The sequence below is a fragment of the Vibrio sp. 99-8-1 genome, from assembly GCF_013114595.1.
Lineage (GTDB): Bacteria > Pseudomonadota > Gammaproteobacteria > Enterobacterales > Vibrionaceae > Vibrio.
The window spans coordinates 1-24,451 of sequence record NZ_VTXE01000047.1; the positions used below are offsets into that span (position 1 = coordinate 1).

Consider the following 24,451-nt stretch of genomic DNA (forward strand, 5'->3'; position numbering starts at 1 on the left):
GAGTAGGGAGTCCCGTCCACTCCGCCATTTATTCTTAGGAATAAGAAAGTAAGCCTTAGCAGAAATGCTGAGGTTTTTTTCGTTTAAGCGTGGTAGTTCAGTTGGTTAGCCTCTTTGTTAGAGAAAGCGGCCTGTCACGCCGGGGGCCGCGCTTGTTTCCAAGGAATAGGGAGTCCCGTCCACTCCGCCATTTATTCTTAGGAATAAGAAAGTAAGCCTTAGCAGAGATGTTAAGGCATTTTTGTGTTTTAGCGGTTATAAAAATACCAATGGTTAGTTCTATTAGAGTGGGCAGCGGAGCGGTAGTTCAGTTGTGCCAACAATGTTCCCGACATTGATTGGCATTCACTCCGTCCATGGAGATTCTAGTTTTTTATTAGAGAAAGCGGCCTGTCACGCCGGGGGTCGCGCTTGTTTTCAAGGCGTAGGGAGTCCCGTCCACTCCGCCATTTATTCTTAGGAATAAGAAAGTAAACCTTAGCAGAAATGCTGAGGTTTTTTTGCATTTAAGCGCGGTAGCTCAGTTGTGCCAACAATGTTCCCGACATTGATTGGCATTCACTCCGTCCATGGAGATTCTAGCCTCTTTGTTAGAGAAAGTGGACTGTCACGCCGGGGATCGACCTTGTTTTCAACGAGCAGGGAGTCCCGTCCACTCCGCCATTTATTCTTAGGAATAAGAACAGTAAGCCTTAGCAGAAATGCTGAGGTTTTTTATGTCTGTAAGATTGCCACCTGAGTCCTTTCTTCGTCATAGCGGCAAGTAGTGTATCCATATGCGTGGTCGTTCATCACGCTGAGATCATGGTTGTGATGCCAAGAGTCTTATGTCTCACTTAATTGGTCACTAATGCTAAATAGCAGTAAGTATGATGAGATGTTGCAAAGATAGCTTTAAGTAGCATAGGGAGCTTTACAGCGATGCTTACAGTCCATATTTAGCATTCTGGCAGAGTTTTCCTCAATTTTTCTACACGTCCTATCTCTGCCTATTGAGAGCTCTTTTGCCGACATGCATAGCTAATCTTTTGCCTAGCTTTAATTAGGCTTCAAAACACCTAGAGTGTTGGCTCCCTGAGATTATTTCGAAACTCGTATAGAAACCATTAAGAAAAATTCGTCAATTAGAAAGCTGTCAATAAAGTAAAAATAAGGAAAGTCTATTTACAGAGGCAGGAATGACTAGAATAATTTACGCAATCGATTATATTGTTCTGTTTTGTACTTTGGAATATATAAATACGTATTATTGATATTTATGTAATTATATTAATCGTGTTATTGAACTGATTTTTATCTCATTATGTTGAGCATACTAAGTGATAAATAAATATTATTTATTGTTTAATAAATTAAAATCATATTAATTATCTAATATTCTAAAATAAAAAAGGCACTGATAGCCAGCGCCTTTTAAATTGATGAAAGAGTGCTTAATAACTAATTATAAAGCAGCTTCAAAAATTGCAGAGATCTCTTCATGTGTCGCTTGTTTCGGGTTAGTGAAACCACATGCGTCTTTTAGTGCGTTATCAGCTAGAACAGAAATATCATCTTTCTTCGCGCCTAGCTCAGCGAGTCCTGCAGGGATACCAACATCTTTAGATAGGCTAATGATAGCTTCTAAAGCGGCTTCAGCACCTTGCTCAGCTGTCATCGCTTCAACATTCACACCCATTGCTTTAGCAACGTCTTTAAGACGCTCAGGGCATACTTGAGCGTTATAGCGTTGTACGTGCGGAAGTAGAATCGCGTTACAAACACCGTGTGGTAGGTCATAGAATCCACCTAGCTGATGCGCCATAGCGTGTACATAACCTAATGAAGCATTGTTAAATGCCATGCCCGCCATAAATTGAGCGTATGCCATTTGCTCACGAGCTTCGATGTCGTCACCGTGCTCTACTGCTTTGCGTAGGAAAGCTTGAATCAGTTCGATAGCTTTAATCGCTACAGCATCAGTTACCGGCGTTGCTGCAATAGATACATAAGCTTCAACGGCGTGCGTTAATGCATCCATACCTGTCGCTGCAGTTAGAGATGCTGGCTTGGCAAGCATTAACTCAGGATCATTTACAGAGATAAGCGGTGTAGTGTGCTTATCAACGATAGCCATCTTAATGTGACGTTCTTCATCCGTAATGATGCAGAAACGTGTCATTTCAGATGCTGTACCAGCTGTCGTATTAATAGCAATTAATGGAAGTTGAGGCTTAGCTGATTGGTCAACACCTTCGTAATCACCAATTTTGCCACCATTAGCAGCAACTAGAGCAATACCTTTCGCACAGTCATGCGGTGAACCACCACCTAAAGAGATCACAAAATCACAGTCATTCTCTTGTAGAAGTGCTAAGCCGTTTTCTACGTTACCAATAGTTGGGTTAGGTTGAGTTCCGTCAAATACGACAGTATTAACAGTACGCTCGGTAAGAAGGTCTTGAACTTGCTTAACAATACCTATTTCATTAAGGATCTTATCAGTAACGATTAAGCCTTTTTTAAAGCCTTGCGATTGAATGCTATCAGCTGCTTCTTTTAAGCAACCAGCGCCCATTAGGTTTACCGTTGGGATGAAAAATGCACTAGTCATTTATATATTCCACTCATAGTTATTAAATTCTTTAATTAGATTCGCATATCAATGTGTTTAATTAATTTGATTTAGAACAAATTTAAAAAGTAATTACTCTAATTATAAGCAATATCGTGAAGCTGATCGCTAACGAAATATGATTATAACGAAATCTGTTTAATGGGTAATTTCAATAAATGAAGATAGCAATCGCTTGACCAACATATTTAGTAATAACTTGATTTTGTAGTGTTTAAAAAAGAAAACGATTACGTTAAATATAAAGGACTTAACCGACTAATATAGCTTTGAAAGAGAAAAACCAAAGTCTGACGGAAATATGACTTTGGTTATAATGGTAAGAATTGTTAATCACAAACCTTATTTCTGCCAGTTTGTTTTGCTCTATAAAGTGCTTTGTCAGCACTAGAAAGCATTTTGTCATAGATTTTGTTGGGGGGGAGATCAATCCCTGCCATGCTTTTTTCGCCAAATGTTGAAATACCTATGCTGACTGTCACGGAGATATTGCCTGCATGGACTTTCTTCTCAATACCTAATCGAACTCTTTCAGCAGCATGACGAGCTTCAGAATGATCGGTATTGAACATCAATATGGTGAACTCTTCTCCACCAAATCGTCCTAGAATGTCGCTGTCTCGAACTAAGTACTGTAGCTGTTTTGTAATGTCCAACAGTACGTTATCACCGGCTTGGTGACCTAAACTATCGTTAATGTTTTTAAAATGGTCGACATCTACAATGGCGAGTGAAATTGGAACTTGCTCTCTGGTTGCTAACAAAACTTGCTGCTCAAATATTTCCCCAAAGGCATATCGATTAAACAGTGAGGTGAGAAAGTCGTGACGAGCCAGTTTTTCTAGTTCTCTGTTTTTTTGCTGTAGTAGAGCTTCTGTATCTTTTAATTGAGTGATGTCATTGTGAACACCCAACATTCTCGTTGGTTTTCCGTTGCTATCTCTGATCACCATGCCTCGGCAGCGAACCCAAATATATTTCCCCTTTTTATGCTTATAGCGGACAATTTGATCGTAAGGATGATGAGGGTTTTTGCAATGCTCTTTGAAGTTGTGCATGGCTACAAGAAGATCGTCTGGGTGAATTCTCTCTCTTCGTTCTTGAATTGAACCTGTTAGTTCTTCAGGGTCATAGCCTAACAGTTGCCAGAAACTGTCACTCATCCACTCTTCTTTATAAGAGTCAATATCACGGAAGAACAAGCCGTCTAGGCATTTAGAATGAAGAAACTCAAATATGCTGGGGTCATTGGATAATCGGTTAAAAAGTTCTAGCTCAAGTGGATGCTTAACGTCACTATCCATACAATCATACTCTCGTTGCCATTAGTGTAACTACTATTTCATATATTAGTATTTAATCAACTATATGGAAGAAAGGATTTTACATTACTGCACAAGATTTTGATGGCAGTGGCATTGAAGCTTGAAATGAAGGACAGTTTAGAGCAAAAGTATCAATTCTTCTAACCGAGTAATTTCTATATCAGGTAAAACTTTTCCTTTGTCTGGAAAGCATGATGGTGGGTTGGTTTCATTGAGCCAGCATGCTTGCCACCCTGAGTGGATTGCCCCCTGAACATCTGATACAGGATGATCACCAATATGAAGTATGTTACCGGAAGGAATGGCGAGTTTTTTTGCTGCCAGATCAAACATATCTGAATGCGGCTTCGCTCGTCCATCAGGCCCTGCTCTTAGTACAAACTGAAAGTAGTCTCCCAGACCAATGACATTCGCATCGACATTGCCGTTTGTAATCGCAATTAATGGCCATTTCTCTGCCAAGAGCGACATTACTTTGTGAGTTTCATCAGGAACGTCAACGTGATTTCTTAACCAAAGAGCATGTTCAATACCGTCATTAGCCGCTTGCTCGGCGTTATGCTGGCTATATCCTAGTTGTATAAGCCCAAACTCGATCTGCTTTTTCCGCCATCGAGTGACGTCGTGTCTCAGCTCAGGTTCTGATATGACAACTTGTTTCTTGAAAATTTGCCATGTTTCTAACGGTATGGATGCAGAGACTGGGTGTGTCGCGTATAACCACTTAACCATTTCACGTTCAACATATTGAATGACGGGCTTGTTGTCATAGAGAGTGTCATCGAGATCAAAGCTGAGTGCTTTGATGGTTCTTAAGTTACGATAGATATGCATAAGCTACTCTTTGTCTGATGAGGTACGTTTTTTCGCTCTTGGGTGGGCTTTATCGTACTCTTGTGCGAGGTGCTGAAAGTTTAAGTGGGTGTACACTTGAGTCGTGGATATATTTTCGTGTCCCAATAGCTCTTGTACTGCTCTCAGGTTGCCGCTAGATTCTAGGATGTGAGTGGCAAAGGAGTGTCTAAGTTTGTGCGGACTGATATGACTGGCGACACCCTGTTTTAATCCCCACTCCTTCATTCGCTTCTGTACGCTTCTAGCAGAAATTCTCTTACCTAGTTTGGAGATAAATAGAGCGGGGCTGTCAGTGTCCTTCAGACTTGACCTTACACGTAGCCATTTATCTAGCCAGATTTTGGCTTCTCCAGAGTAAGGCACAATGCGCTCTTTATTCCCTTTACCAATCACTCTGATGTCTCCACGAGTTAAGTCAACATCTTGAACGTTCATTGTGATCATCTCTGTTAATCGGATACCAGTACCATACATTAGCTCCATCATTGCTCTATCGCGAATAGCTAAAGGGTTGTTTTCATCGACTTCGAGCAGCTGTCCAATTTCGTCTACATCTAAGTTTTTTGGTAATGTTTTTTGTTTTTTTGGTGGAGTCACCCCTTTGGCTGGATTGGCGGTGAGTTCACCACGAAGAATAAGAAAATCGAGAAAGCTTCGCAGAGAAGAGAGTCGCGTTGAAATGCTGCTAGGCTTAATACCTTGCCGCATGGCTTTGCTGGTTACCTGACGTACCCAAGCCGTATCGACCTCTTGCCAATTTTGCAAACCGAATTGTACAAACTGGCCTGCAATGATGTCTAATTGCAGGCTATAGTTTTGTATGGTGTGAGGGCTAAGCCCTCTTTCGTTTCGGAGGTATTGATAAAATCGAGTTAACGGCTCGGTAAACGAGTTAGGCAGAGGTTGTTTGGTTGATGACATGCTGATATTCCTCGGTGTTCCACTGTAGCGTACTGACCAAGTGTGAAACCACAAGGGCCAAATGTCGCAAGAACAGAGTATCCATTGCTGGTTGGAAATGACCGCCATCTTCGCTAGAAAAAGCAATGATCCCAAGAGGAGTGGATTGAGAGAGAGGCAGAATTACGTATGATCCAAGTTCAGTCGTGGTTTCTTGGCCAAACAATAATTCCCTATCCTGTCTCTTCAGACGTCCAAGATACGCATCTTTACCGTTAAAATGATTCGTCGCAAAACGTTGCCAGTTCTCATGACTCATTGAATATCTTGGGTTTTGAGAGCCAATGAGTTTCACATGGGATTTTAAAGATAGCTGGTTAGCACTCTTTTCGATACATTCGATGACCTGTTGAACAGATTGGCATTTCAGTACTTTTTCTTGTAATCCCATAAACTGATGAAAGGTCTGGTCGTTATTCGCGGCAATAGACATGAGATCAGTGATCTCCTCTTCCAGCTCACCAATACGTTGTCGTTGCCTTTTTATTTGCAGTTCTACCAAAGAGAAAGCCCCTTGCTCTCTTGTAGGAAGAGCAAGTTGGTCAACCAAATCCCGTCGTTCTTGAAAAAAATCGGGAAAATCGCGAAGGTACTGTGCAACGACTTCAGCGGTCAAATTATCCGCTTCAAACTGAGACAAAATTTATCCTTATTATTTTAATTAGAGGATCTAACATGATAATTGGCCGTCGAAAACATGAGTCGCAGGGCCTGTCATATAAAGGCTTGAACCCGGCCCTTGCCAGTGAATGGTAAGATCACCACCAGGTAAGTGAACAGTGACTTTGTCATCCAATAAGCCTTGAACGACTCCTACTGCGACGGCTGCGCATGCACCACTACCGCATGCTTGAGTTTCTCCTGCCCCACGTTCGTATACGCGCAGGTTAATCTCATTGCGACTAATTACTTGCATAAAACCCGCATTAACACGTTCTGGGAATCGTTCGTGAGATTCTAACATTGGTCCTAGTGTGGCCACATCCGCTGTATTAATCTCATCCACAACAGTGACAACATGAGGATTACCCATACTGGCAGCACCACAAAATAGAGTTTGGTCTTGTGTTCGTAGAATGTAGGTTTTTTCTTTCTGTTTTGCTCTAAACGGTATTTTTCCGGGTTCAAACTCCGGCTCACCCATATTGACAGTGACCAGCTCATCATCCTCCAGCTTTAATACCATCTTGCCTTTTTTGGTGCTGACATTAATGCTGAACTTGTTGGTTAGCCCTTTCATTTTCACAAAGCGTGCAAAACAGCGTGCACCATTGCCACACTGTTCTACCTCGCTACCATCCGCATTGAAGATACGATAATGAAAATCTGAATCTGGGTCATAAGGTGCTTCAACAATCAGTAATTGATCGAAGCCCACACCGGTATGGCGGTTAGACAGCCGGCGAATGAGATCGGGTGAGAAGAAGATATTTTGGGTAATGCAATCGACCACCATAAAATCATTACCCAAACCGTGCATTTTTGAAAAATGGAAATGCATACTCTTTAGTTACTCCGGTAAAATCTGTTCATGGCGCCATAGATCGGCCAATTCTTCTCTTTGACGAACAAGGTACGCCTTATCGCCATCAACCATGACTTCTGCAGCGCGGCATCTTGCGTTGTAGTTTGATGCCATAGCAAAGCTGTATGCTCCTGCTGATCTTACGGCAAGTAGGTCATTTTCATCAATCAATAACGTTCTATCTTTCCCTAAGAAATCTGCGGTTTCACAAACGGGTCCCACAATATCATATGTGGTGGTTTCACCTTCTCTAGGTACGACAGGAACAATATCTTGCCACGCAGAGTAGAGTGCCGGGCGCATTAAGTCATTCATCGCAGCATCTACAATGGCAAAGTTTTTATGTTCAGTATGTTTTAGGTACTCAACTTTGGTCAGTAATATGCCAGCATTAGCAGAAATTGCACGTCCCGGTTCAAATACCAGCTCAATTTCTGGATGATTAGCTAAACGAGAAAGCAGTGCTTTTGCATAATCTGATGGCTGAGGTGGAAGTTCATCACGATAAACCACGCCTAATCCACCACCCACATCAAGGTGTTTAATTTTAATGCCTTCAGCAATGAGTTGATCTATTAATGCTAACAATCGATCCGTAGCATCAATGAACGGTTCTATGTCGGTCAGTTGAGAGCCGATGTGACAATCAATGCCTTGAACATCTAGATGGTCCAGCCCATTCGCGTAGCGGTAAACGTCAATAGCGTGATCAAAGGCAATACCAAACTTGTTATCACGCAACCCAGTGGAGATATATGGGTGAGTTTTAGCGTCTACATCTGGATTGATTCTTAGCGAAATTGGCGCGACAACGTTCATCTCTTTTGCGACTTGATTTAAACGTTTTAACTCGGGTTCGGATTCGACATTAAAACACTTAATATTCAGCTCTAGAGCACGTTTCATCTCTTTTGCTGTTTTACCAACACCAGAAAAAACAATCTTACTTGCATCACCACCGGCTTGAATTACACGTTCAAGCTCTCCGACTGAAACAATATCGAAGCCGGAACCAAGTCGTGCCAATGTATTGAGCACACCTAGGTTAGAGTTAGCTTTCACCGCATAGCATACAAGGTGCGGATGAGCACCAACCGCGTTGTCAAAAGCGTTCCAATGTCTTTCTAGTGTTGCGCGTGAATAGACATAAAGTGGTGTGCCAAATTGTTGTTCTAGCTCAATGAGAGAGACATTTTCGGCCCATAATTGGCCATCATCCTGATAGTTAAAATAATCCAATTTTGTATTCCCTAAAAATTACGATTGTGCGGTTTCACTTGGTGTTTCATCTTGTGGCATGTATAGCGGGCCGGTATTTCCGCATCCAGCTAAACCGAGAATTGATAAAAAACTGAGTATAATAATGATCTTTTTCATTGTGCATATCGTGATTATTGATTCAATGCCCCCTATAATCGCACTACTAATAAGAAAAGCAATAGGATAGAGCAGGATGAATGATACTGAATACCATCAATTGGTCGATCAGCAGTTTACTAAATTGGAAGAAGCGATTGATGAATCGGGTGCAGACATCGATTACGAGACAGTAGGAAATGTGATGACTTTGGAATTTGATGATAGAAGTCAAATAGTTATCAATCGTCAGGAACCGATGAAAGAGATCTGGCTTGCTTCTAAATCTGGAGGCTTTCATTTTTCTTATCAAAATGAACAGTGGTTATGTTCGAAAACAGAGATGGAATTATTTGAAATGGTTAAACAGGAGTGTGACAAGCATAGCGGTGAAGCAAACGACTGGCCATAAATCTCGTTTTTAAGCGTTTACCGCTTTTGATGGCTTAGAGCTCAATGAGTTGTCATTGCGGTAAGGAACCACATAGCTATTGGTACCTTCTTCAGGATGCACTATTTGATAGTACTGAGGAAGGTTGAAATTGATAAGAGTGTGGTTTTCCATCGACTCTTGTTGGCTAGACGTATAGAAATGATTGACGTTATTGATCATTTCATCTTTACCACCATTAAACTGATGATAAACCTCTACAGAGTTCTCTTCGTCTAACACATAAATATTGTAGCCGTCTTTTGTGTCTTCAAAGAAAAACTGCACCAATCCTTCACTGGCAAAGCCATCAATTACATCGGGTAAATGATAATCTTGCTCTTTATCCAATTTAGAAAGAGGAGAACCATTCAACTTATTTACCGAGATACTACGATAAAAGTCTACCGAGTTTTCTAACTTCTGCAGCGATACTCCGCGACGCTCAAAAAACAGCCCAAAGGTTTGGTCGGCGACTTTTATGGCTTTAAAACGTCGGCGATTTTGCTGTTCAACAGGCTTCAAACGCATTTCAATGCATTCTGCTAATAACTGATAAACGGTGTTTCGTATAATGCCACGCAAGTTTTTACTGTAGCAAAATACATCAACGGATTCAGGTGGTAACGCATCTTGATGCATTTTACCCAGAATGGTTTTTAAAGCATCTAATATGGCCGTTGAGCCCGTAAAGTGCAGAGTTCTTACTTCGTGCCATGAATTTCGATACACCAAATCGACACTGCCGACTAAGCAAGATTGAGTGTCACCAAAACTAAAGATATCTGGGTTTTTTAAGTCCATCTTAAATGAACGAGTATTGAGTTCAGCACTTGGATCGTTTTCGAAATTGATGTACATAGCCAGTTGGCTGATTTCGCAAGGGCTACCTAGTGCTTGCATTGTTGGTCTTCGCTTACGTAATGAGAAGGTATTACGTAAGTCACTTACCATTTGGTAGAACTTATCAATATCCAAATTGGCATTGTGAATAACAGAATGAAGACGAGTGGACTCAGTAATTAAGCCATTAAAAAATGACCATGCGACCAACTTGCTCAAGTATTCATTGTGCTCAAGGGGTTTACTGCCAATAAGTTCGCGAGCAACTAAAGGCTTTTTGTACAGGTACCACCCTGATTTATTCGCACGTCCTTTTTCTACTTGAATAAAGCTAAGGTCTCCTTCATGTAAATCGGGAGAAATCTGAGGGTTTAGCAAAGTCACTTTGCCAGGTAATACTTCGAATGCTGCGTAGAGTTTTCGCGCCAGAATACTAATATCCTGAGGACTGATCGCAGAAGTAATATCATTTTTACGGGCAAACTGAATCAAGTTTCGATAGCTGAGCATCAAAGCATCAAGCAGACCAAGATGGACGATTTTTACTTGTTCAACCTTCCAATTACGGCGGTTATCAAGTTCTTTAATGGTGTTTTCATCCCAGTTCCAGCTCTTTATCATCTCGGTTAGCGCTTCTCGACGCCACTGGACAGAACCGGCACCCGGTTCCCGCGAAAGCTTTTCATGGGTTTTTAAATAGAAACAGCGACGCACTAAGTCTAACCGTTTAAAGTCTTTAATGCCTTCAAGATAAAGCGTGACTTTTTCTAGCATTAAATAATAAGAGTCAGTGCTGTATAGATCTGGCTCATAAGCAAAAAAACGTCGTTTGCCATCAATACTGAGTAACTGGGTATGAGGGTATTCCCACGAATATGCTTCAAGCAGTATCGCTTTTAAAACGGATTTATAAGGAGAATCGATACTTTTATATAGCTGCCAGAGATTAGAGCCAAAATACTCTTCTGCAGGAATGCGACTTAACGAACCAAAATCAATCCATTCATTACAATCAATATAATTAGACTGGCATAGTTGCTCGACATATTCGTCGTAGCACTCTTCCATTTCAGGAGGAATTATTTGCCATAACAGTCGTTGGCCCGCAATGCGAACAGCAGAGCGATAAAATTCATCCAGCAGAAGCAAATGTTGCGATGAACCACAGTTGTCACCTGTCATCTCTTCTGAGCGATTGCTACGGAATCTCTCTTCATCCATCAGGAAAAAGTTAGCTTCGACCCCTTGCTCTTTTGCCCACTCAGTAATTTGCATACATTTATTGCTGAGGTGGGAGCGTTGCTCACTTTCCATTGACGGTGATACACATACCCAAACATCTAAATCACTGGATGTACTTTGACCAATAGAAGAGGTACTTCCCATGGTATATAAGGCAAGAATATCAGCGTTGTTATGATTGGTGATGCGGTTGTCGTTATCATGACAAAGTTGGTCAACGTAATCTTGTTGAACTGCATTTGCTTGATAATTATCAATACCGAATGGTACGGCTTTGGCGTAATAGCCGGGAAGAGAAGGGTGGTTAAAATGAAGCAGTGTTGGGATTAAATGAAAAACATGTTGCCCTTGTAGATCCATAACTGCCAACGCGCGTTCTATTCGCTGTTGGTTTAGAGTGTCGACTCTTTTTGTTATCGTTTGGATATATGATTGCAAGGGATTTCCCTGATTGATTAATTCGGTTTCGCTTGGTTTTTATTCTAATAGCGCTACAAAACGTGATCAATTTAACACTTTTTTATTGTAAGGTAAAGATGAAAGAATAGGACATTTGTCGCCATGCTTATTAAGGGATTATGAATAGATATGAAAAAAGAATGCAATTTGGCAGATGATTTTTCCGTGAGGTGCTCACTAGTATTGAGATGAAGGTCACATTATTTTTCACTAATCCTGTTTAAACCTGAACAATTTATCACAGCTTAGAACAATGGGTGCTAGTCATGCTAATAGAATGGTAGGATTGAGCGATTACCAATAAAAATAATGTCGGAATATTCATGAAAGATACAGCCCCAATTCGTATTGCTACCCGTAAAAGCCCTCTTGCATTATGGCAAGCTTATTTTGTTAAAGATGCCCTTCAGTCTGCGCATCCCGGACTGGAAGTTGAGTTGGTTACGATGGTCACCAAAGGGGATATTATTCTCGATACACCTCTAGCAAAAGTTGGTGGTAAAGGACTGTTTGTTAAAGAGCTGGAAGTTGCAATGTTAGAAGGCCGCGCAGATTTAGCGGTTCACTCTATGAAAGATGTGCCTGTTGCGTTTCCGGAAGGTTTGGATTTAGTCACTATTTGTCAACGAGAAGATCCGCGTGATGCGTTTGTATCGAATACCTATCAATCGATAGACGAGTTACCTGAAGGGTCAGTTGTTGGTACCTGTAGTTTACGTCGTCAGTGTCAATTAAAAGAAGCGCGTCCAGATATTGTAGTTAAAGAGCTGCGAGGCAATGTGAATACTCGTTTGGCTAAACTGGATGCGGGAAATTATGACGCTATTATTCTTGCTGCTGCAGGATTAAAGCGATTGGAAATGGAAGATCGCATTAAAAGCTTTATAGAGCCAGAACAGTCACTACCGGCTGTGGGTCAAGGCGCGGTAGGCATCGAGTGTAGAGTTGATGATGCTCGTTTAATCGAGTTACTTGAGCCTCTTAACCATAAAGATACGGCAGATCGTGTACGTTGTGAACGCGCAATGAATATCCGTTTAGAAGGCGGTTGTCAGGTTCCTATTGGCAGTTACTCGTTATTAGACGGTGATCAGATCTGGCTAAGAGCACTGGTTGGCGAACCTGATGGTTCAAAAGTCGTTCGTGGTGAAATCCATGGGCACAGAGATGATGCAGAAAAATTAGGTGTTGAGTTGGCAGAGCAACTGTTGGATGACGGTGCGAAAGAGATTTTAGATAAGTTATATAACGAACATTAATATCTATGTCTGAGATGACTAAATCTGCTTTAAGCCATTCTTCTTCGGCTATGGCTGTTTTGATTACTCGTCCCGAAGGTGAAGGAGAGGAGTTGTGTCGTTTGGTACAGGCCCAAGGCATAACTGCTCACCATTATCCTCTTATCCGGTTTTTGCCCGGAAAAGATAATGAGGGGTTACTTCCCTTATTAAGTGGAGCAGATATTATTATTGCTGTAAGTAAACAAGCGGTACTTTGGGCCGACAAAATTTTGCAATCGCAGCAAGAAAATTGGCCCAGTACAGCACTCTATTTTGCGATTGGTCAAAAAACAGCAGAAAAGTTAGGCTCAGTGTCTCACCAGCAAGTATGCTATCCCGAGGTCAGTGATAGCGAGCATTTTTTACAACTGAGCGCATTACAAAATATAGAGCATAAACGTGTTGTTATCTTAAGAGGCAACGGTGGCAGAGAGTTAATTTACTCTACATTGACAACACGCTTAGCCACAGTGAATTATTGTGAAGTCTACCAGCGTCACAAACAGACCTTTGATGGCCAATCTATACTCAATGACTGGCAAGAAAAAAACATCACTCATGTTATCACCACGAGTGGAGAACAATTAGAGCACTTGTTTCAGCAAGTGCCAGACAAACAGTGGCTATGTAATAGATGGGTCATTGTTCCGAGTAAGCGTATAGCGTACTTGGCAAATGAATTAGGATTTAATAACGTATTGGTTTCGGGAAGCGCATCGAATCCCGACTTATTAGCTGCAATTCTGCCGCAGTGTACAACAGGACAAGCGCATGACAAGTAAGAATAACGGGCAATCTGAACCTGAAAAAAAAGACTCTCAAACAGAAGTAACTTCATCAACCGATAATCAAAAAGCAAAAGATGATAAGCCGAAAAAAACGGAATCATCAAAAGCGTCAAAGGCAGCAGTAAAAGAGCCCTCTTCAGATGCTAAATCGGCATCGAATGATAAATTGGCGACTGATGCTAACAAACCGTCTTCGAAGGCAAAACCTCAGCCGTCAACTAAGCCTATTGAGTTAGAAGAGAAGCAAGGTAAAAGAGGCGTGAAGCTAGGTACTTTTGCTATCTTCCTTACTCTATTTGTCGGTGGTGGTGCAGCGGTGCTGGTTAATCAGCAAAACACGCAACATCAAGCTCAAATCGCGCAATTAGAAGCGCAAATTAACAACATGAATAGTCAGCTTGAGCAGAAATTAGCATCAGCGAAGGCAACGACTCAGTCAGATATTAAGCAAGTTGATAACAAGACTGAAACTGCGATTGATCAACAGCAGAAAAGCATTAAAAGTCTACAAGTTGCTTTGGCAGACGTGAAAGGTCGTCGTCCTAATGATTGGTTATTAGCTGAGTCAGACTATTTGGTTAAGTTAGCTGGGCGCAAATTAATGCTAGAGAAAGATGTTGAGAGTGCCACTCTGCTAATGGAGAGTGCGGATCAACGAATTTCAGTATTGAATGACCCAAGTTTAGTGCCATTACGTAAAGAGATGGCGAAAGATATTACGGCTCTTAAATCGGTCGCATTAATAGATAAAGACGGTTTGGCATTACGACTAATGAGTTTGCAGCAGCAAGTGGATCAATTACCTCTTGCTAATGCTATTTTGCCGGATGCTCCAGTGGTCGAAAAAGCCGTGGTTTCTGAAGACATTAACGATTGGCAAGAGAACTTATTGACCTCTATGAAAGACTTCTCTGAGCAATTTATTACCTTTAGAACTCGTGATGGTAATGTGATTCCGTTGTTGTCGCCAAAACAGCATTACTATTTGAAAGAGAACATTAAAGGTAAAATTGAAACCGCTGTGCGTGCTGTCTACCAAGAGAATCAAGAGATTTACAAAATGTCTTTAGATGTTGCAGACAAGTGGGCGATGCAGTTCTTCAAACTGGATGATCCCGCTGTAGAGCAGTTCAGCAAATCAATACAACAGCTGGCAACCCAAAATATTTCAGTCAAATATCCAGTTAAGCTCTCTTCACAAAAAGCACTTTCTGATGTGATCAATGAGCGCTTACGTCGTCAAGTAACAAGTATGACAGTGGAGGAAAAATAATGATTAGGATGATTTTCCTCTTCGCAGTACTTGGAATAGGACTCTTTGTTGGAACCCAATTTGCCGGACAACAGGGTTATGTGCTGATCTCCATAGCGGATAAAACCGTTGAAATGAGCGTAACAACGCTGGTGGTGCTGATCATAGCGTTACTTGCTGCGCTGTTTGGGCTCGAGTACATCATTAAAAAGGCGCTACGAGTTAGTAGCACAACGTGGAACTGGTTTAGTGTGCGTAAGCTTAAACGAGCACGCCGCTATACCAATGAAGGTATCGTAAAACTATTAGAAGGTGATTGGCAGGCAGCAGAGAAGAAAGTGACTCGATGGGCTAACCATCATGACATGCCATTACTCTGTTACTTGATTGCATCTGAAGCCGCTCAAGAGATGGGCAATGAGCAAAAACGAGATCACTACTTGGAGCTTGCCGATAAGCAGGATAACTCCACTTTGGCTGTACTATTAACCAAAGCAAGATTACAAGTACGAGAAGAGAAATATAGCCAAGCTAACGAAACGTTATCCAGCTTAAAAGCGGACTATCCAAATAATGCTATGGTGTTAAACCTTCTTAAAACGACCTATCTCAATTTAAGAATGTGGCAACCATTATTGGCGATTCTTCCTAAGCTAGCGAAAATGAACAGTCTGGACGCAAAAGAGCAAGTGGCTCTTGCTCACCAAGCTCAGTGTGGCATGTTGGCTGATGTTGCTCAGGAAAAAGGCAGTGAAGGTCTGATGGCGCACTGGAATCAACTGCCAAGAAAGGTGCGAAAAGATACGGCTTTAATCGCCTGTTTTGTTAAACAATTGATGGAAAGAAAAGCGGACAGTGAAGCATTTACTGTTGTTAAAGAGACGCTAAAGAAAAATCGTCATGACGATCTTATCGCTCTGCTTCCTAATATGAACCTGAACGATGAACATCCAGCGATAGTGCTTTTAGAAGGTATCATTAAAAAAGAGCCGGATAATGCGGCCGCGCATAGCGCGTTAGGGCAGTTTTACTTCCGTGCAGAAAAATGGACAGAAGCTCAAAAGCATTTAGAACATGCGCTCTCTGTTCGTGCCAATGTCTCAGATTATGCTTATCTAGCAGATACATTGGAAAAACAAGAACTCACTCATGCTGCAAATGATGTCTCAAGGCAAGCATTGAAGTTACTTGAAGCAAACTAAATCAACGTACTGTTGGTGTGCGTTGTCTTAATATAAGACAGCGCGGTTAATTTAGAACCAGTGGGTAATGCCTGCTGGTTTTTTTATGCTCTAATTTCAAGTTAAAGCTAATTATCCCGAGCTGAGGTTACTTAGTGGGGGGTAGGTAGCGATGACCACTTTTATCTGCTTTAAAAACAGAGAGATAATGCTGAAAGAAGTCACAAAGTGTATTGGCATTTTGATCGTCTTGGAATAGTGACAGTAACTCTATTCCCACCTCACAAGTGCATAAGTGACCTGGCTGTTGGTTTCGTCTTAATGAATATTTGGATAGCTGTGTACTGCTTAAATGTACCTTTGCCAGCTTATTTAACCATGGACTTTTTCGCATCATTTTAGCGGCTTCTTGCCAAGTGGAGTCTAGTATCACAAACAGATATTTATCATAAATATCTGTTTGTGAGTGCTTACTTATGACCCTATCTAGTTCAATGCTGTCATCAGAAGGAAAAAGAACCAGTGGAATTTTAGGACTCTCATGTAAGCAAGCGAGTAACTCACTATCTGGCTGTTTTCTATCCCAGATAAAAGTACGACAGTTTGCTAGGCTGTGCTGAAGTAACTTGCCTGTATTTGTGCTTCTAGCCAGTTCATTAGGGTGCGAAATGAGCACAATAGATAATGAGCTATCAATAGATGGCCATAAATGGCAAACACATTGATAACGGAAACCGCATTGAGGACACTGTTGGTCGCCATGTTGAGGTGAATTAGTCATTGTCAGTTTTGTATAGGACTAAACCTTGGTTAGCAATGGTATAAATATGGCCGTTTATTTTTTCTTTATCAGTCGAAATACGGTTTTCTTCTCTAGTGAAAATACGTTCTGCAATCAGTTGTTGCCCTTGATGAGAAGTCATTACCACCTGAACCTGATCAGGATTTATCTGCTGCCAATATCCCATCTCTCTTCTTTCAGGTTGGTTGTCTTGGTAGCGGTAATAGGTTTTTGCACTGTGATCGTCATTAAGCTCAACGGTCACTGAGAACGGTTGTGGTTGTGTGCTAGTGGCTTGATAAACACCTGCCCAGCTAACGGTGTTATCTACATTTGCTAATGTAGCGCAACCTTTCAGTTGGTTGTTCATTAGTGAAAGTTTGGATTTCCATCCGTATAACGAATCACTCATACCATCATTGCAATCGGATTGCGTTAAGGTCAGTTGACCATCTTCAAACTGATAATCGCGACGCTTCTCTTTTATACTGCTCGACAGGTGATCAAATACACGGCTCTGTTCAGGGGTGCGATAGGTCACTTGATTTTTGGATAACGCTAATGACCAAAAAGGTTCCGTTCCAAACGCTCTAGTTGACTGTGGAGAAGCTGAGCAGCGATTAGGGTTTTCGGTACTAATAAGGTTGATCATAGAGACATTGAGTTTTGCGGTGTAATCTCTATCAACACCGTATGGGCTCGTTTCGCTTAAAGTGACGACTAGCTCAGCGTATAAAGGCTCTGATGATGCTGGTATAGAATTATTTATAAGAGTTTGCTGAAGGTCATTAAATACCGCCCAGTACTGCTGGTTGCTGTTACAAGGAGTAAAAGTCTGAGTATCATGACTCATAACTAACTTTCCTCTAAGCATAAATGGCGCGGTCTTTGTCTGTTGTTTGGTCAACTCTGATATCGGCAGTGGGGCTGGATGAGTTTCAAGCGGTTCTTTTTCTTCGGTAAAGGGAAATAATGAACAAGCCTGAAGAAACACGCAGGCCGTCACGACAAGGTGTCGAATGTTCAGAGACATAAAGGTCGTCCTTATATTAGCCACAACCAGCAATGGCTATGTATTTTGATGATCTTGTTGATGGTTATTCTATCTGAGCAAGTAAGGAGTAGAAAGCCACGGTAAGTGACTCTCTACTATTTTGTGAGGTTAAAGTAAGTTTGAGTTGAGATAGTGAGCGACGGCATTGTCGGCGTTAGAACCAATGACGGTATTATTTGGAAGAGCGCGTTTTACTTTTTCGTGAGCGGTTTCCATGACCAAGCCTTTTCCTGCCATAGAAAGCATTTCGGCATCGTTCATACCATCACCAAAGGCGATACATTGTTGTAATGTGAAGCCTAATGTTTGTGCCACAGCATCAAGCGCAGCGCCTTTAGAGACACTTTTACCCATAATTTCTAAGCAGTTAGGTGTAGAGAACGCCACACTAGTCACCTCTGAGAATTTCTCATTTATCTTAGTTTCATATTTAGCCAAATGGTCGTGATCAGTATGAATAAGGAAAATTTTAGCGATACCTTGTTCAGGTGCATGGTCAATATCGAACAGCGAGTAACTAAATTTTGATTCTTTGTGGAACTCTTTCAGCAGCTTATCTTCTTGGTTAATCAACCACTGGTCATTGTGGTAAAGGTTGATGCGTAAATCGCTATCGTGTTTCACCAAATCAAGAATAGGCTGCACCAAATCGCTTTCAATATCTTTACTGTACATAAGCTGATCGTTCACATCATGAACTCGTGCACCGTTTGAGGTAATCATATAAGCAGGTATACCCACTTGTTCGCGCATATTTGCTACGTCGATATGGTGACGACCTGTAGCAAAAACAAAATGGTATCCTTGTTGATGCAGAGCTTTAAGTGTCTGCTTACTGACTTCACTCAACTGATGGTCTGGAGAAAGGAGTGTGCCATCAAGGTCGGATGCAACAATAGTAAAATGTGAGTGAGAATCTTTGGACATAATTGCCTCATATAGCGAGAGTTAATTGACGCACACAGTGTACGTGAAAGAAATCGTAGAAAAGAGGGTAAATATTACTTTCCTCTTTTAGTGTCCTCAAAAAAAGCGAACACTTGTTCCAAGGCGCTCTCTCGAATCGTGTCTGATTCAAACAAGATCTCGTGTTTGCTCCCATCTATAATTTTTAGCTCACTATCATTATTGGTTGTTTTTAAAGCCGTTATGAATGTGTCTTGGGCGCTATTGCTGACGATTTTGTCTTGTGAACCTTGGAGTAGTAATAGTGGAATATCGATTTTTTTTGCTTCAAAAGTACACTGCTTAGCAGCAGAGAGTGCTTGCCATATCCATCGAGCACTCGGCCCCCCAAGTTTCATTTCAGGTTTGGCTTCATATAATTGTCGAAACCAATGATAACGTAGTGAACTAGAGGTTAATGGGTTTATTTCAAACGGTTTAGGGTAATAATCTCTGTTTTCTGTGAGATAAAATGGCTTGGTATAAAGAGTCACTATCACAGGGATTAGATAAGTGACGATTGGCCTTAGGTACCATTTTATATCAACACCAAACATGGGAGCACTTAAGGCTATGCTATTAAATGAGATAGTTGAATAACGTTGTAGATAGCGTGTCGCAACTGCTCCACCCATTGAGTGGGCGAGAATATGACGTTGTTGGTAACCACTCAGGTCAACGTTCGCTAACACGGATGCCATGTCGTCTACGTAATCATCGAAGTAATCCACATAGCCCATTTGCGGGTTCTCAATAAGACGCTCAGAAAGTCCTTGCCCTCTATGATCAAACGAATAAACGTCGAAACCTTTCTGGTATAAATCATAAAACAGTTCTTGGTATTTCCATGCAGATTCAATCCGCCCATTTACCACTATTACTGCTTTAGTGTGGTGAGGTGCTGTTAAAGAAACCCAGTAAAGCTGCTTGTCAGCGCAGCCTTGGATATAGCCTTCGTCTCGCTGTTGCCAAAGTTTGGCAACCTGATTTTCCATTTTATTTGAATACCATTCTTCTTGCATTAGCATCAATTTGATATCTGAATTTCCCGTAAGAGTAACACCGATAATGGTTTGTGAGTAGACGGTTTAACCGCGCAACCAGTTTATGAATATTTGATTACAATCCACATTGGCTCTTGCACTATCTTATCGTGTTGTTAATATATACGCATATCCATATGTATGAGTTGTATTATGATCCCAAGTGAGTTTTTTAAATTACTGTCGGATGAGACGAGAGTAAGGTGCATGCTACTTATTAGCCGAGAGCAAGAGCTGTGTGTATGTGAACTAACAGAGGCACTTGAAGAGAGCCAACCCAAAATATCTCGCCATCTCGCTAAGTTGAGACAGTCTGGTGTGCTCATTGATGAGCGAAAAGGTCAGTGGATCAAATACCGAGTATCAGATGAATTGCCAGGCTGGATGAGAAAGATTATTGAGAACTTAAGCGCATCAAACTGCTTGAAGCAAACCTATCAGCAAGATATCGACCGCCTAGCTGCTATGCAGAACAGACCGTCGGTATGTTAATTAAATGAAATTTATACAAATAGTAACCTAATTAAAAGGAACAATTATGCCTATTAAAGTTGGTATTAATGGTTTTGGTCGTATTGGACGTTTGGCAATGCGTGCAGCGTTTGACTGGCCTGAAATTGAGTTTGTCATGATAAATGATGTTGCTGGAGACACAACGACATTGGCTCATCTGCTTGAATTTGATTCTATTCAAGGACGCTGGCAGCATGAAGTGAATGTGGATGGAAGTGATATTGTTATTAATCAGCAGAAGATAAAAACAACGCAAGTGTCCGATATTGACGATGTTGACTGGTCTATCTGTGATGTGGTGATCGAAGCGACAGGTGTTCATCGTAAAAAAGCGATTCTTAATAAATATTTAGAACAAGGTGTTAAGCGAGTGGTTGTTTCTGCACCGGTGAAAGAAGAAGGTGTGGCAAATATCGTTGTGGGTGTAAATGACCATATTTTCGATCCAAGTATTCACCGAATAGTGACGGCGGCATCTTGTACCACTAACTGTATTGCACCGGTAGTAAAAGTTATTCATGAGAAACTTGGTATTGAACAGTCATCATTTACCACGATTCACAACCTGACTAATACACAAACTATTCTGGATGCCCCTCATAAAGATCTACGTCGTGCTCGTTCGTGCGGCACCAGTTTAATTCCTACGACTACAGGTTCGGCGACTGCCATTGTAGAAATATTCCCAGAGCTAAAAGATAAGATCAATGGACACGCTGTTCGAGTTCCATTAGCGAATGCCTCATTGACAGACATTATCTTTGACGTGAAAAGAGATACTACGCATGAAGAAGTTAACGCTTTATTAAAGGAAGCGTCGGAAGGCGAGCTAAAAGGGATTTTGGGTTATGAAACTCGACCTTTAGTTTCCATTGATTACAAAGGTGATCAGCGTTCAACCATTGTTGATGCTCAATCAACTATGGTGGTAGGAACGCGAATGGTGAAGATCTATGCTTGGTATGACAATGAAATGGGCTATGCAACTCGTACATCTGAGTTGGTACGTAATGTAGGTTTAGCTTAAGGATGAATGATATGACACACCCAATTTGGCAGTTAAAGGTTAATAAAACCGACGATGAAGCGGCCCTTATTTTAACACCTTGCCCCGGAACCAAAGGTGTTTCGTTGCGTGACTCTTTAATGCAGTTGAAAGAGCAAGGAGCAGAAGCGATAGTAACGGCACTGACAATGGATGAAATGGTTAGTAAAGATGTACAGCAGTTAGAAGAGGTTAGTCGTTCTTTGGCGATGAAGTGGTTTCACTTGCCTATTGAAGATGATCGCGCTCCTGAAAGCGACTTTGCTACGAAATGGAGTGCAGTCTCTCCAGAGTTACATGCCATATTGGACAACAATGGCAAAGTTGTTATGCATTGTATGGGTGGGTCTGGTCGGACAGGGCTTCTTGCCGCTCATTTACTATTAGAAAAAGGGTGGGAAATTGACTCCATAGTCAATGAGGTTCAAACATTAAGACCCGGCGCATACACCAAGCCTGTTCAGGTTGAGTATCTTGAGACCCTAAGAGATAAATGAGCATTTGGATCATGATGATCTAAATGCTTTGATCGCTGTACAAACTAGGTAGAGAAATGTTTTCAAATCTCGATAAAAGTATTCGTCAGTACATGATAGTGACGTTTAACTATTGGAACTTCACCATTACAGATGGCGCGCTTCGTATGCTGGTGGTGTTATATTTCCACGATCTTGGCTATAGCACCCTTGCCATTGCTTCGCTCTTTCTGTTCTATGAGTTTTTTGGTGTTGTTACCAACCTTATTGGGGGCTGGTTAGGGGCTCGGCTCGGTTTAAACCGAACGATGAACATTGGTTTGGCAATGCAAATTGTGGCCTTAATGATGCTTGCTGTGCCTAATGTATGGTTAACAATTCCTTGGGTAATGGCAGCGCAGGCGGTGTCGGGAATCGCTAAAGATCTTAATAAAATGAGCGCCAAGAGTGCCATAAAAACCTTGGTTCCAGATGAGCAGCAGGGCGCTTTATATAAGTGGATTGCTATTCTTACGGGATCGAAAAACGCCCTTAAAGGAATGGGATTCTTTATCGGCGGTTTATTGCTCTCTTATTTCGGCTTTCAGTATGCTGTTCTCTCAATGGCGGCAGTACTCATCGTGGTGTTTATTGCCAGCCTTATAAGTTTAGAAAAAGACCTAGGGAAAGCGAAAAGCAAACCAAAGTTTAAACAGATATTTTCCAAATCGAGCAGCATAAATATTTTGTCAGCAGCACGAATGTTTCTATTTGGCGCTAGAGACGTCTGGTTTGTTGTGGCCTTGCCTATTTATTTAGGATCAGTCTTTGGTTGGGATCATCTATGGGTCGGCGGGTTCTTGGCATCGTGGGTGATTGCTTATGGTGTTGTTCAGGGGGTGGCGCCCAAAATAACAGGCAAAGCAGAAGGAAAGGTACCTGATGGTTCAGTGGCGATGCGATGGGCAGCATTACTTACGGTGGTAACAGCAGCCATTGCGTATGGGGTACAAATCGGCTGGCAAGCAGAATTTACTATCGTTGTTGGACTACTGATATTTGGTGCTATTTTTGCTGTTAACTCATCCTTACATTCATATCTGATTGTTAGCTACGCGAAAGGTGATGGGGTTTCTTTGGATGTCGGTTTCTACTATATGGCGAATGCTATGGGTCGATTAATTGGCACCATTTTGTCCGGGTGGGTGTTCCAGATTGCAGGGTTAGCGGCGTGTTTGTGGGTCTCTTTTGCATTCCTACTTGTTACTACTCTTATCTCTTTGTATCTGCCTAATTCGCATTCATCTCATGAGGTAAGATCATAACGCGTGCTTTTATTTTGGCGGAGACACACTAATTATCACGATAAGCTGCATGACTATTTTCTTACTTGGTTCTGACCAATGATATGCATAAGTTGTTATAGTTAGGCGAGTACTATTGCTTAAGTGAATTTATGAAAGAGCGTGTTTTCTTTTTTGATCTATTACGTTGTGTTGCTGCGATAGCGGTTATAGCTATTCATGTTTTAGCGCCATACCGGCATGAGCTTGGTGTTATTTCATTTGATGAATGGTTTACCGCAATTTCTGTTAACAGTTTAAGTCGTTGGGCTGTCCCTGTATTTATTTTGATTACAGGGGCGCTTATGTTGAGTGATCGAAGAGAGTTTAATCTTCCATATTATTTAAAGCGACGCTTAGGGAAAGTACTGTTGCCTTTCTTGGTTTGGTCGCTTTTTTATGCTTATTTGTCAGGTTGGACTGCGCAAGGCTTTATAGCTCAAGAGGTAGAAGGTGCTCTACTAAATAGTGCGACCTCCGCTACCTATTACCATCTTGGTTTTTTCTATTACTTTATTCCTCTCTATTTTGTTATCCCTTTCTTTCAAGCAGCAGTACAAAAGCAGCATGAGTCTTGGTTAGTGCTCTACGTTGGTTTATGGCTGTTCACAACCGTGTTGTATCTGGCAAAAATTGATGGGCCTTGGAGCAATCAGATGTGGCTCTATAGTGGTTACTTACCTCTTGGTTACCTGTTGTATCAAAAGGTGCCATTAAAGAGAGCCAATGTGGTATTAATCACTTTGGCTGGGTTAGTCGCTGGGTTATTGACGATAGCGATGGTGACCTCACTAAGTTTGGACGCCGGCCAGTACACCGTAGCAAGATGGCTATCTTACAAAACGATTAATACCGTTGTGATAGCGTCAATGTTGTTTATGTTGTGCCGATATGTTGCCAACCGTCAGTTGCCGGACAAATTTAATAAAGCCGTATGTTTTATTAGCCAGCATAGTTTAGGGATTTATATACTTCATCCACTTTTCTTATGGCCAGTAAAAGCGTTTGGTTGGGATCAAGGTCATCCGGCATGGGAAATCCCTCTGTGGGTAGCGGTCAGCGGAAGTTTAGCTCTAGCGAGCAGCTGGTTATTGTCACGCTCATCAAAAACGCGATGGCTGCTTCCATAGGGGCATGTGCTCTCTATGAGTAGCCGGTTTTT

General features: G+C 41.5%; 22 protein-coding genes and 1 pseudogene. 10 read left to right on the forward strand and 13 right to left on the reverse strand.

Annotated features, from left to right (window positions below):
• Positions 1 to 1,444: 1,444 nt before the first annotated feature.
• The 8 genes and pseudogenes from yiaY to F0227_RS19730 form a co-directional block, all read right to left on the reverse strand.
• Complete coding sequence (gene yiaY / locus F0227_RS19695) at positions 1,445 to 2,593, reverse strand: L-threonine dehydrogenase (RefSeq protein WP_171754963.1); 1,149 nt, start codon at positions 2,591 to 2,593, stop codon at positions 1,445 to 1,447.
• A gap of 350 nt (positions 2,594 to 2,943) precedes the next feature.
• Positions 2,944 to 3,918: a sensor domain-containing diguanylate cyclase gene (locus tag F0227_RS19700; protein WP_171754964.1), complete on the reverse strand. Its 975-nt coding sequence runs from the start codon at positions 3,916 to 3,918 to the stop codon at positions 2,944 to 2,946.
• Positions 3,919 to 4,056: 138 nt separating this feature from the next.
• On the reverse strand, positions 4,057 to 4,773 hold the full coding sequence (yigB, locus tag F0227_RS19705; protein ID WP_171754965.1) for a 5-amino-6-(5-phospho-D-ribitylamino)uracil phosphatase YigB: 717 nt from the start codon (positions 4,771 to 4,773) through the stop codon (positions 4,057 to 4,059).
• A gap of 3 nt (positions 4,774 to 4,776) precedes the next feature.
• Positions 4,777 to 5,715, reverse strand: coding sequence for a tyrosine recombinase XerC (xerC, locus tag F0227_RS19710; RefSeq protein WP_171754966.1), 939 nt, complete (start codon positions 5,713 to 5,715; stop codon positions 4,777 to 4,779).
• On the reverse strand, positions 5,687 to 6,394 hold the full coding sequence (locus tag F0227_RS19715; protein WP_171754967.1) for a DUF484 family protein: 708 nt from the start codon (positions 6,392 to 6,394) through the stop codon (positions 5,687 to 5,689). Before F0227_RS19715 ends, xerC begins: the two co-directional genes overlap by 29 nt.
• A 30-nt stretch (positions 6,395 to 6,424) precedes the next feature.
• Complete coding sequence (gene dapF / locus F0227_RS19720) at positions 6,425 to 7,255, reverse strand: diaminopimelate epimerase (protein WP_171754968.1); 831 nt, start codon at positions 7,253 to 7,255, stop codon at positions 6,425 to 6,427.
• A 9-nt stretch (positions 7,256 to 7,264) separates the two neighbouring features.
• Positions 7,265 to 8,518: a diaminopimelate decarboxylase gene (lysA, locus tag F0227_RS19725; RefSeq protein ID WP_171754969.1), complete on the reverse strand. Its 1,254-nt coding sequence runs from the start codon at positions 8,516 to 8,518 to the stop codon at positions 7,265 to 7,267.
• A gap of 18 nt (positions 8,519 to 8,536) precedes the next feature.
• A pseudogene (locus F0227_RS19730) lies at positions 8,537 to 8,753 on the reverse strand (lipoprotein).
• Here F0227_RS19730 and cyaY point away from each other — a divergent pair.
• Positions 8,733 to 9,047 carry an iron donor protein CyaY gene (gene cyaY / locus F0227_RS19735; protein WP_171754970.1) on the forward strand — a complete coding sequence of 105 codons (315 nt, stop codon included), beginning with the start codon at positions 8,733 to 8,735 and terminating at the stop codon, positions 9,045 to 9,047. The pseudogene F0227_RS19730 and the gene cyaY sit on opposite strands and share 21 nt — an antisense overlap.
• A gap of 9 nt (positions 9,048 to 9,056) precedes the next feature.
• Here the strand turns inward: cyaY and F0227_RS19740 are convergent, their stop codons facing one another.
• On the reverse strand, positions 9,057 to 11,588 hold the full coding sequence (locus F0227_RS19740) for a class I adenylate cyclase (protein ID WP_171754971.1): 2,532 nt from the start codon (positions 11,586 to 11,588) through the stop codon (positions 9,057 to 9,059).
• Positions 11,589 to 11,932: 344 nt separating this feature from the next.
• Here F0227_RS19740 and hemC point away from each other — a divergent pair, with 344 nt between their 5' ends.
• The 4 genes from hemC to F0227_RS19760 are packed head-to-tail and all read left to right on the forward strand — an operon-like array spanning position 11,933 to position 16,131.
• Positions 11,933 to 12,868 (forward strand): hydroxymethylbilane synthase, encoded by a 936-nt coding sequence (gene hemC, locus F0227_RS19745; protein WP_171754972.1) that lies wholly within the window; start codon positions 11,933 to 11,935, stop codon positions 12,866 to 12,868.
• A 5-nt stretch (positions 12,869 to 12,873) separates the two neighbouring features.
• Positions 12,874 to 13,671 carry a uroporphyrinogen-III synthase gene (locus tag F0227_RS19750; protein WP_253822138.1) on the forward strand — a complete coding sequence of 266 codons (798 nt, stop codon included), beginning with the start codon at positions 12,874 to 12,876 and terminating at the stop codon, positions 13,669 to 13,671.
• Positions 13,661 to 14,950, forward strand: coding sequence for a uroporphyrinogen-III C-methyltransferase (locus F0227_RS19755; protein WP_171754973.1), 1,290 nt, complete (start codon positions 13,661 to 13,663; stop codon positions 14,948 to 14,950). The genes F0227_RS19750 and F0227_RS19755 overlap by 11 nt, the downstream gene beginning before the upstream one ends.
• Complete coding sequence (locus F0227_RS19760; RefSeq protein ID WP_171754974.1) at positions 14,950 to 16,131, forward strand: heme biosynthesis HemY N-terminal domain-containing protein; 1,182 nt, start codon at positions 14,950 to 14,952, stop codon at positions 16,129 to 16,131. Before F0227_RS19755 ends, F0227_RS19760 begins: the two co-directional genes overlap by 1 nt.
• 127 nt (positions 16,132 to 16,258) lie before the next feature.
• Here the strand turns inward: F0227_RS19760 and F0227_RS19765 are convergent, their stop codons facing one another.
• From F0227_RS19765 to F0227_RS19780, 4 genes are all read right to left on the reverse strand, one after another.
• Positions 16,259 to 16,891: a DTW domain-containing protein gene (locus tag F0227_RS19765; RefSeq protein ID WP_171754975.1), complete on the reverse strand. Its 633-nt coding sequence runs from the start codon at positions 16,889 to 16,891 to the stop codon at positions 16,259 to 16,261.
• Positions 16,884 to 17,924 (reverse strand): hypothetical protein, encoded by a 1,041-nt coding sequence (locus tag F0227_RS19770; RefSeq protein WP_171754976.1) that lies wholly within the window; start codon positions 17,922 to 17,924, stop codon positions 16,884 to 16,886. Before F0227_RS19770 ends, F0227_RS19765 begins: the two co-directional genes overlap by 8 nt.
• 129 nt (positions 17,925 to 18,053) lie before the next feature.
• Entirely contained in the window at positions 18,054 to 18,872 is an 819-nt protein-coding gene (locus F0227_RS19775) for a Cof-type HAD-IIB family hydrolase (protein WP_171754977.1), read from the reverse strand.
• A gap of 74 nt (positions 18,873 to 18,946) precedes the next feature.
• Positions 18,947 to 19,885, reverse strand: a complete 939-nt coding sequence (locus F0227_RS19780) for an alpha/beta fold hydrolase (RefSeq protein ID WP_253822139.1) — start codon at positions 19,883 to 19,885, stop codon at positions 18,947 to 18,949.
• Positions 19,886 to 20,086: 201 nt separating this feature from the next.
• On the opposite strand from F0227_RS19780, the gene F0227_RS19785 reads away from it, so the two are divergent.
• From F0227_RS19785 to F0227_RS19805, 5 genes are all read left to right on the forward strand, one after another.
• On the forward strand, positions 20,087 to 20,425 hold the full coding sequence (locus F0227_RS19785) for a metalloregulator ArsR/SmtB family transcription factor (protein WP_171754979.1): 339 nt from the start codon (positions 20,087 to 20,089) through the stop codon (positions 20,423 to 20,425).
• Positions 20,426 to 20,471: 46 nt separating this feature from the next.
• Positions 20,472 to 21,473 carry an ArsJ-associated glyceraldehyde-3-phosphate dehydrogenase gene (locus tag F0227_RS19790; RefSeq protein WP_171754980.1) on the forward strand — a complete coding sequence of 334 codons (1,002 nt, stop codon included), beginning with the start codon at positions 20,472 to 20,474 and terminating at the stop codon, positions 21,471 to 21,473.
• A gap of 11 nt (positions 21,474 to 21,484) precedes the next feature.
• On the forward strand, positions 21,485 to 21,988 hold the full coding sequence (locus tag F0227_RS19795; protein WP_171754981.1) for a cyclin-dependent kinase inhibitor 3 family protein: 504 nt from the start codon (positions 21,485 to 21,487) through the stop codon (positions 21,986 to 21,988).
• 56 nt (positions 21,989 to 22,044) lie between these two features.
• The gene (gene arsJ, locus F0227_RS19800) at positions 22,045 to 23,271 is read left to right on the forward strand and encodes an organoarsenical effux MFS transporter ArsJ (protein WP_171754982.1); all 1,227 of its coding nucleotides are present in this window, start codon (positions 22,045 to 22,047) and stop codon (positions 23,269 to 23,271) included.
• 131 nt (positions 23,272 to 23,402) lie between these two features.
• Positions 23,403 to 24,419, forward strand: coding sequence for an acyltransferase family protein (locus F0227_RS19805; RefSeq protein WP_171754983.1), 1,017 nt, complete (start codon positions 23,403 to 23,405; stop codon positions 24,417 to 24,419).
• Positions 24,420 to 24,451: the final 32 nt, after the last annotated feature.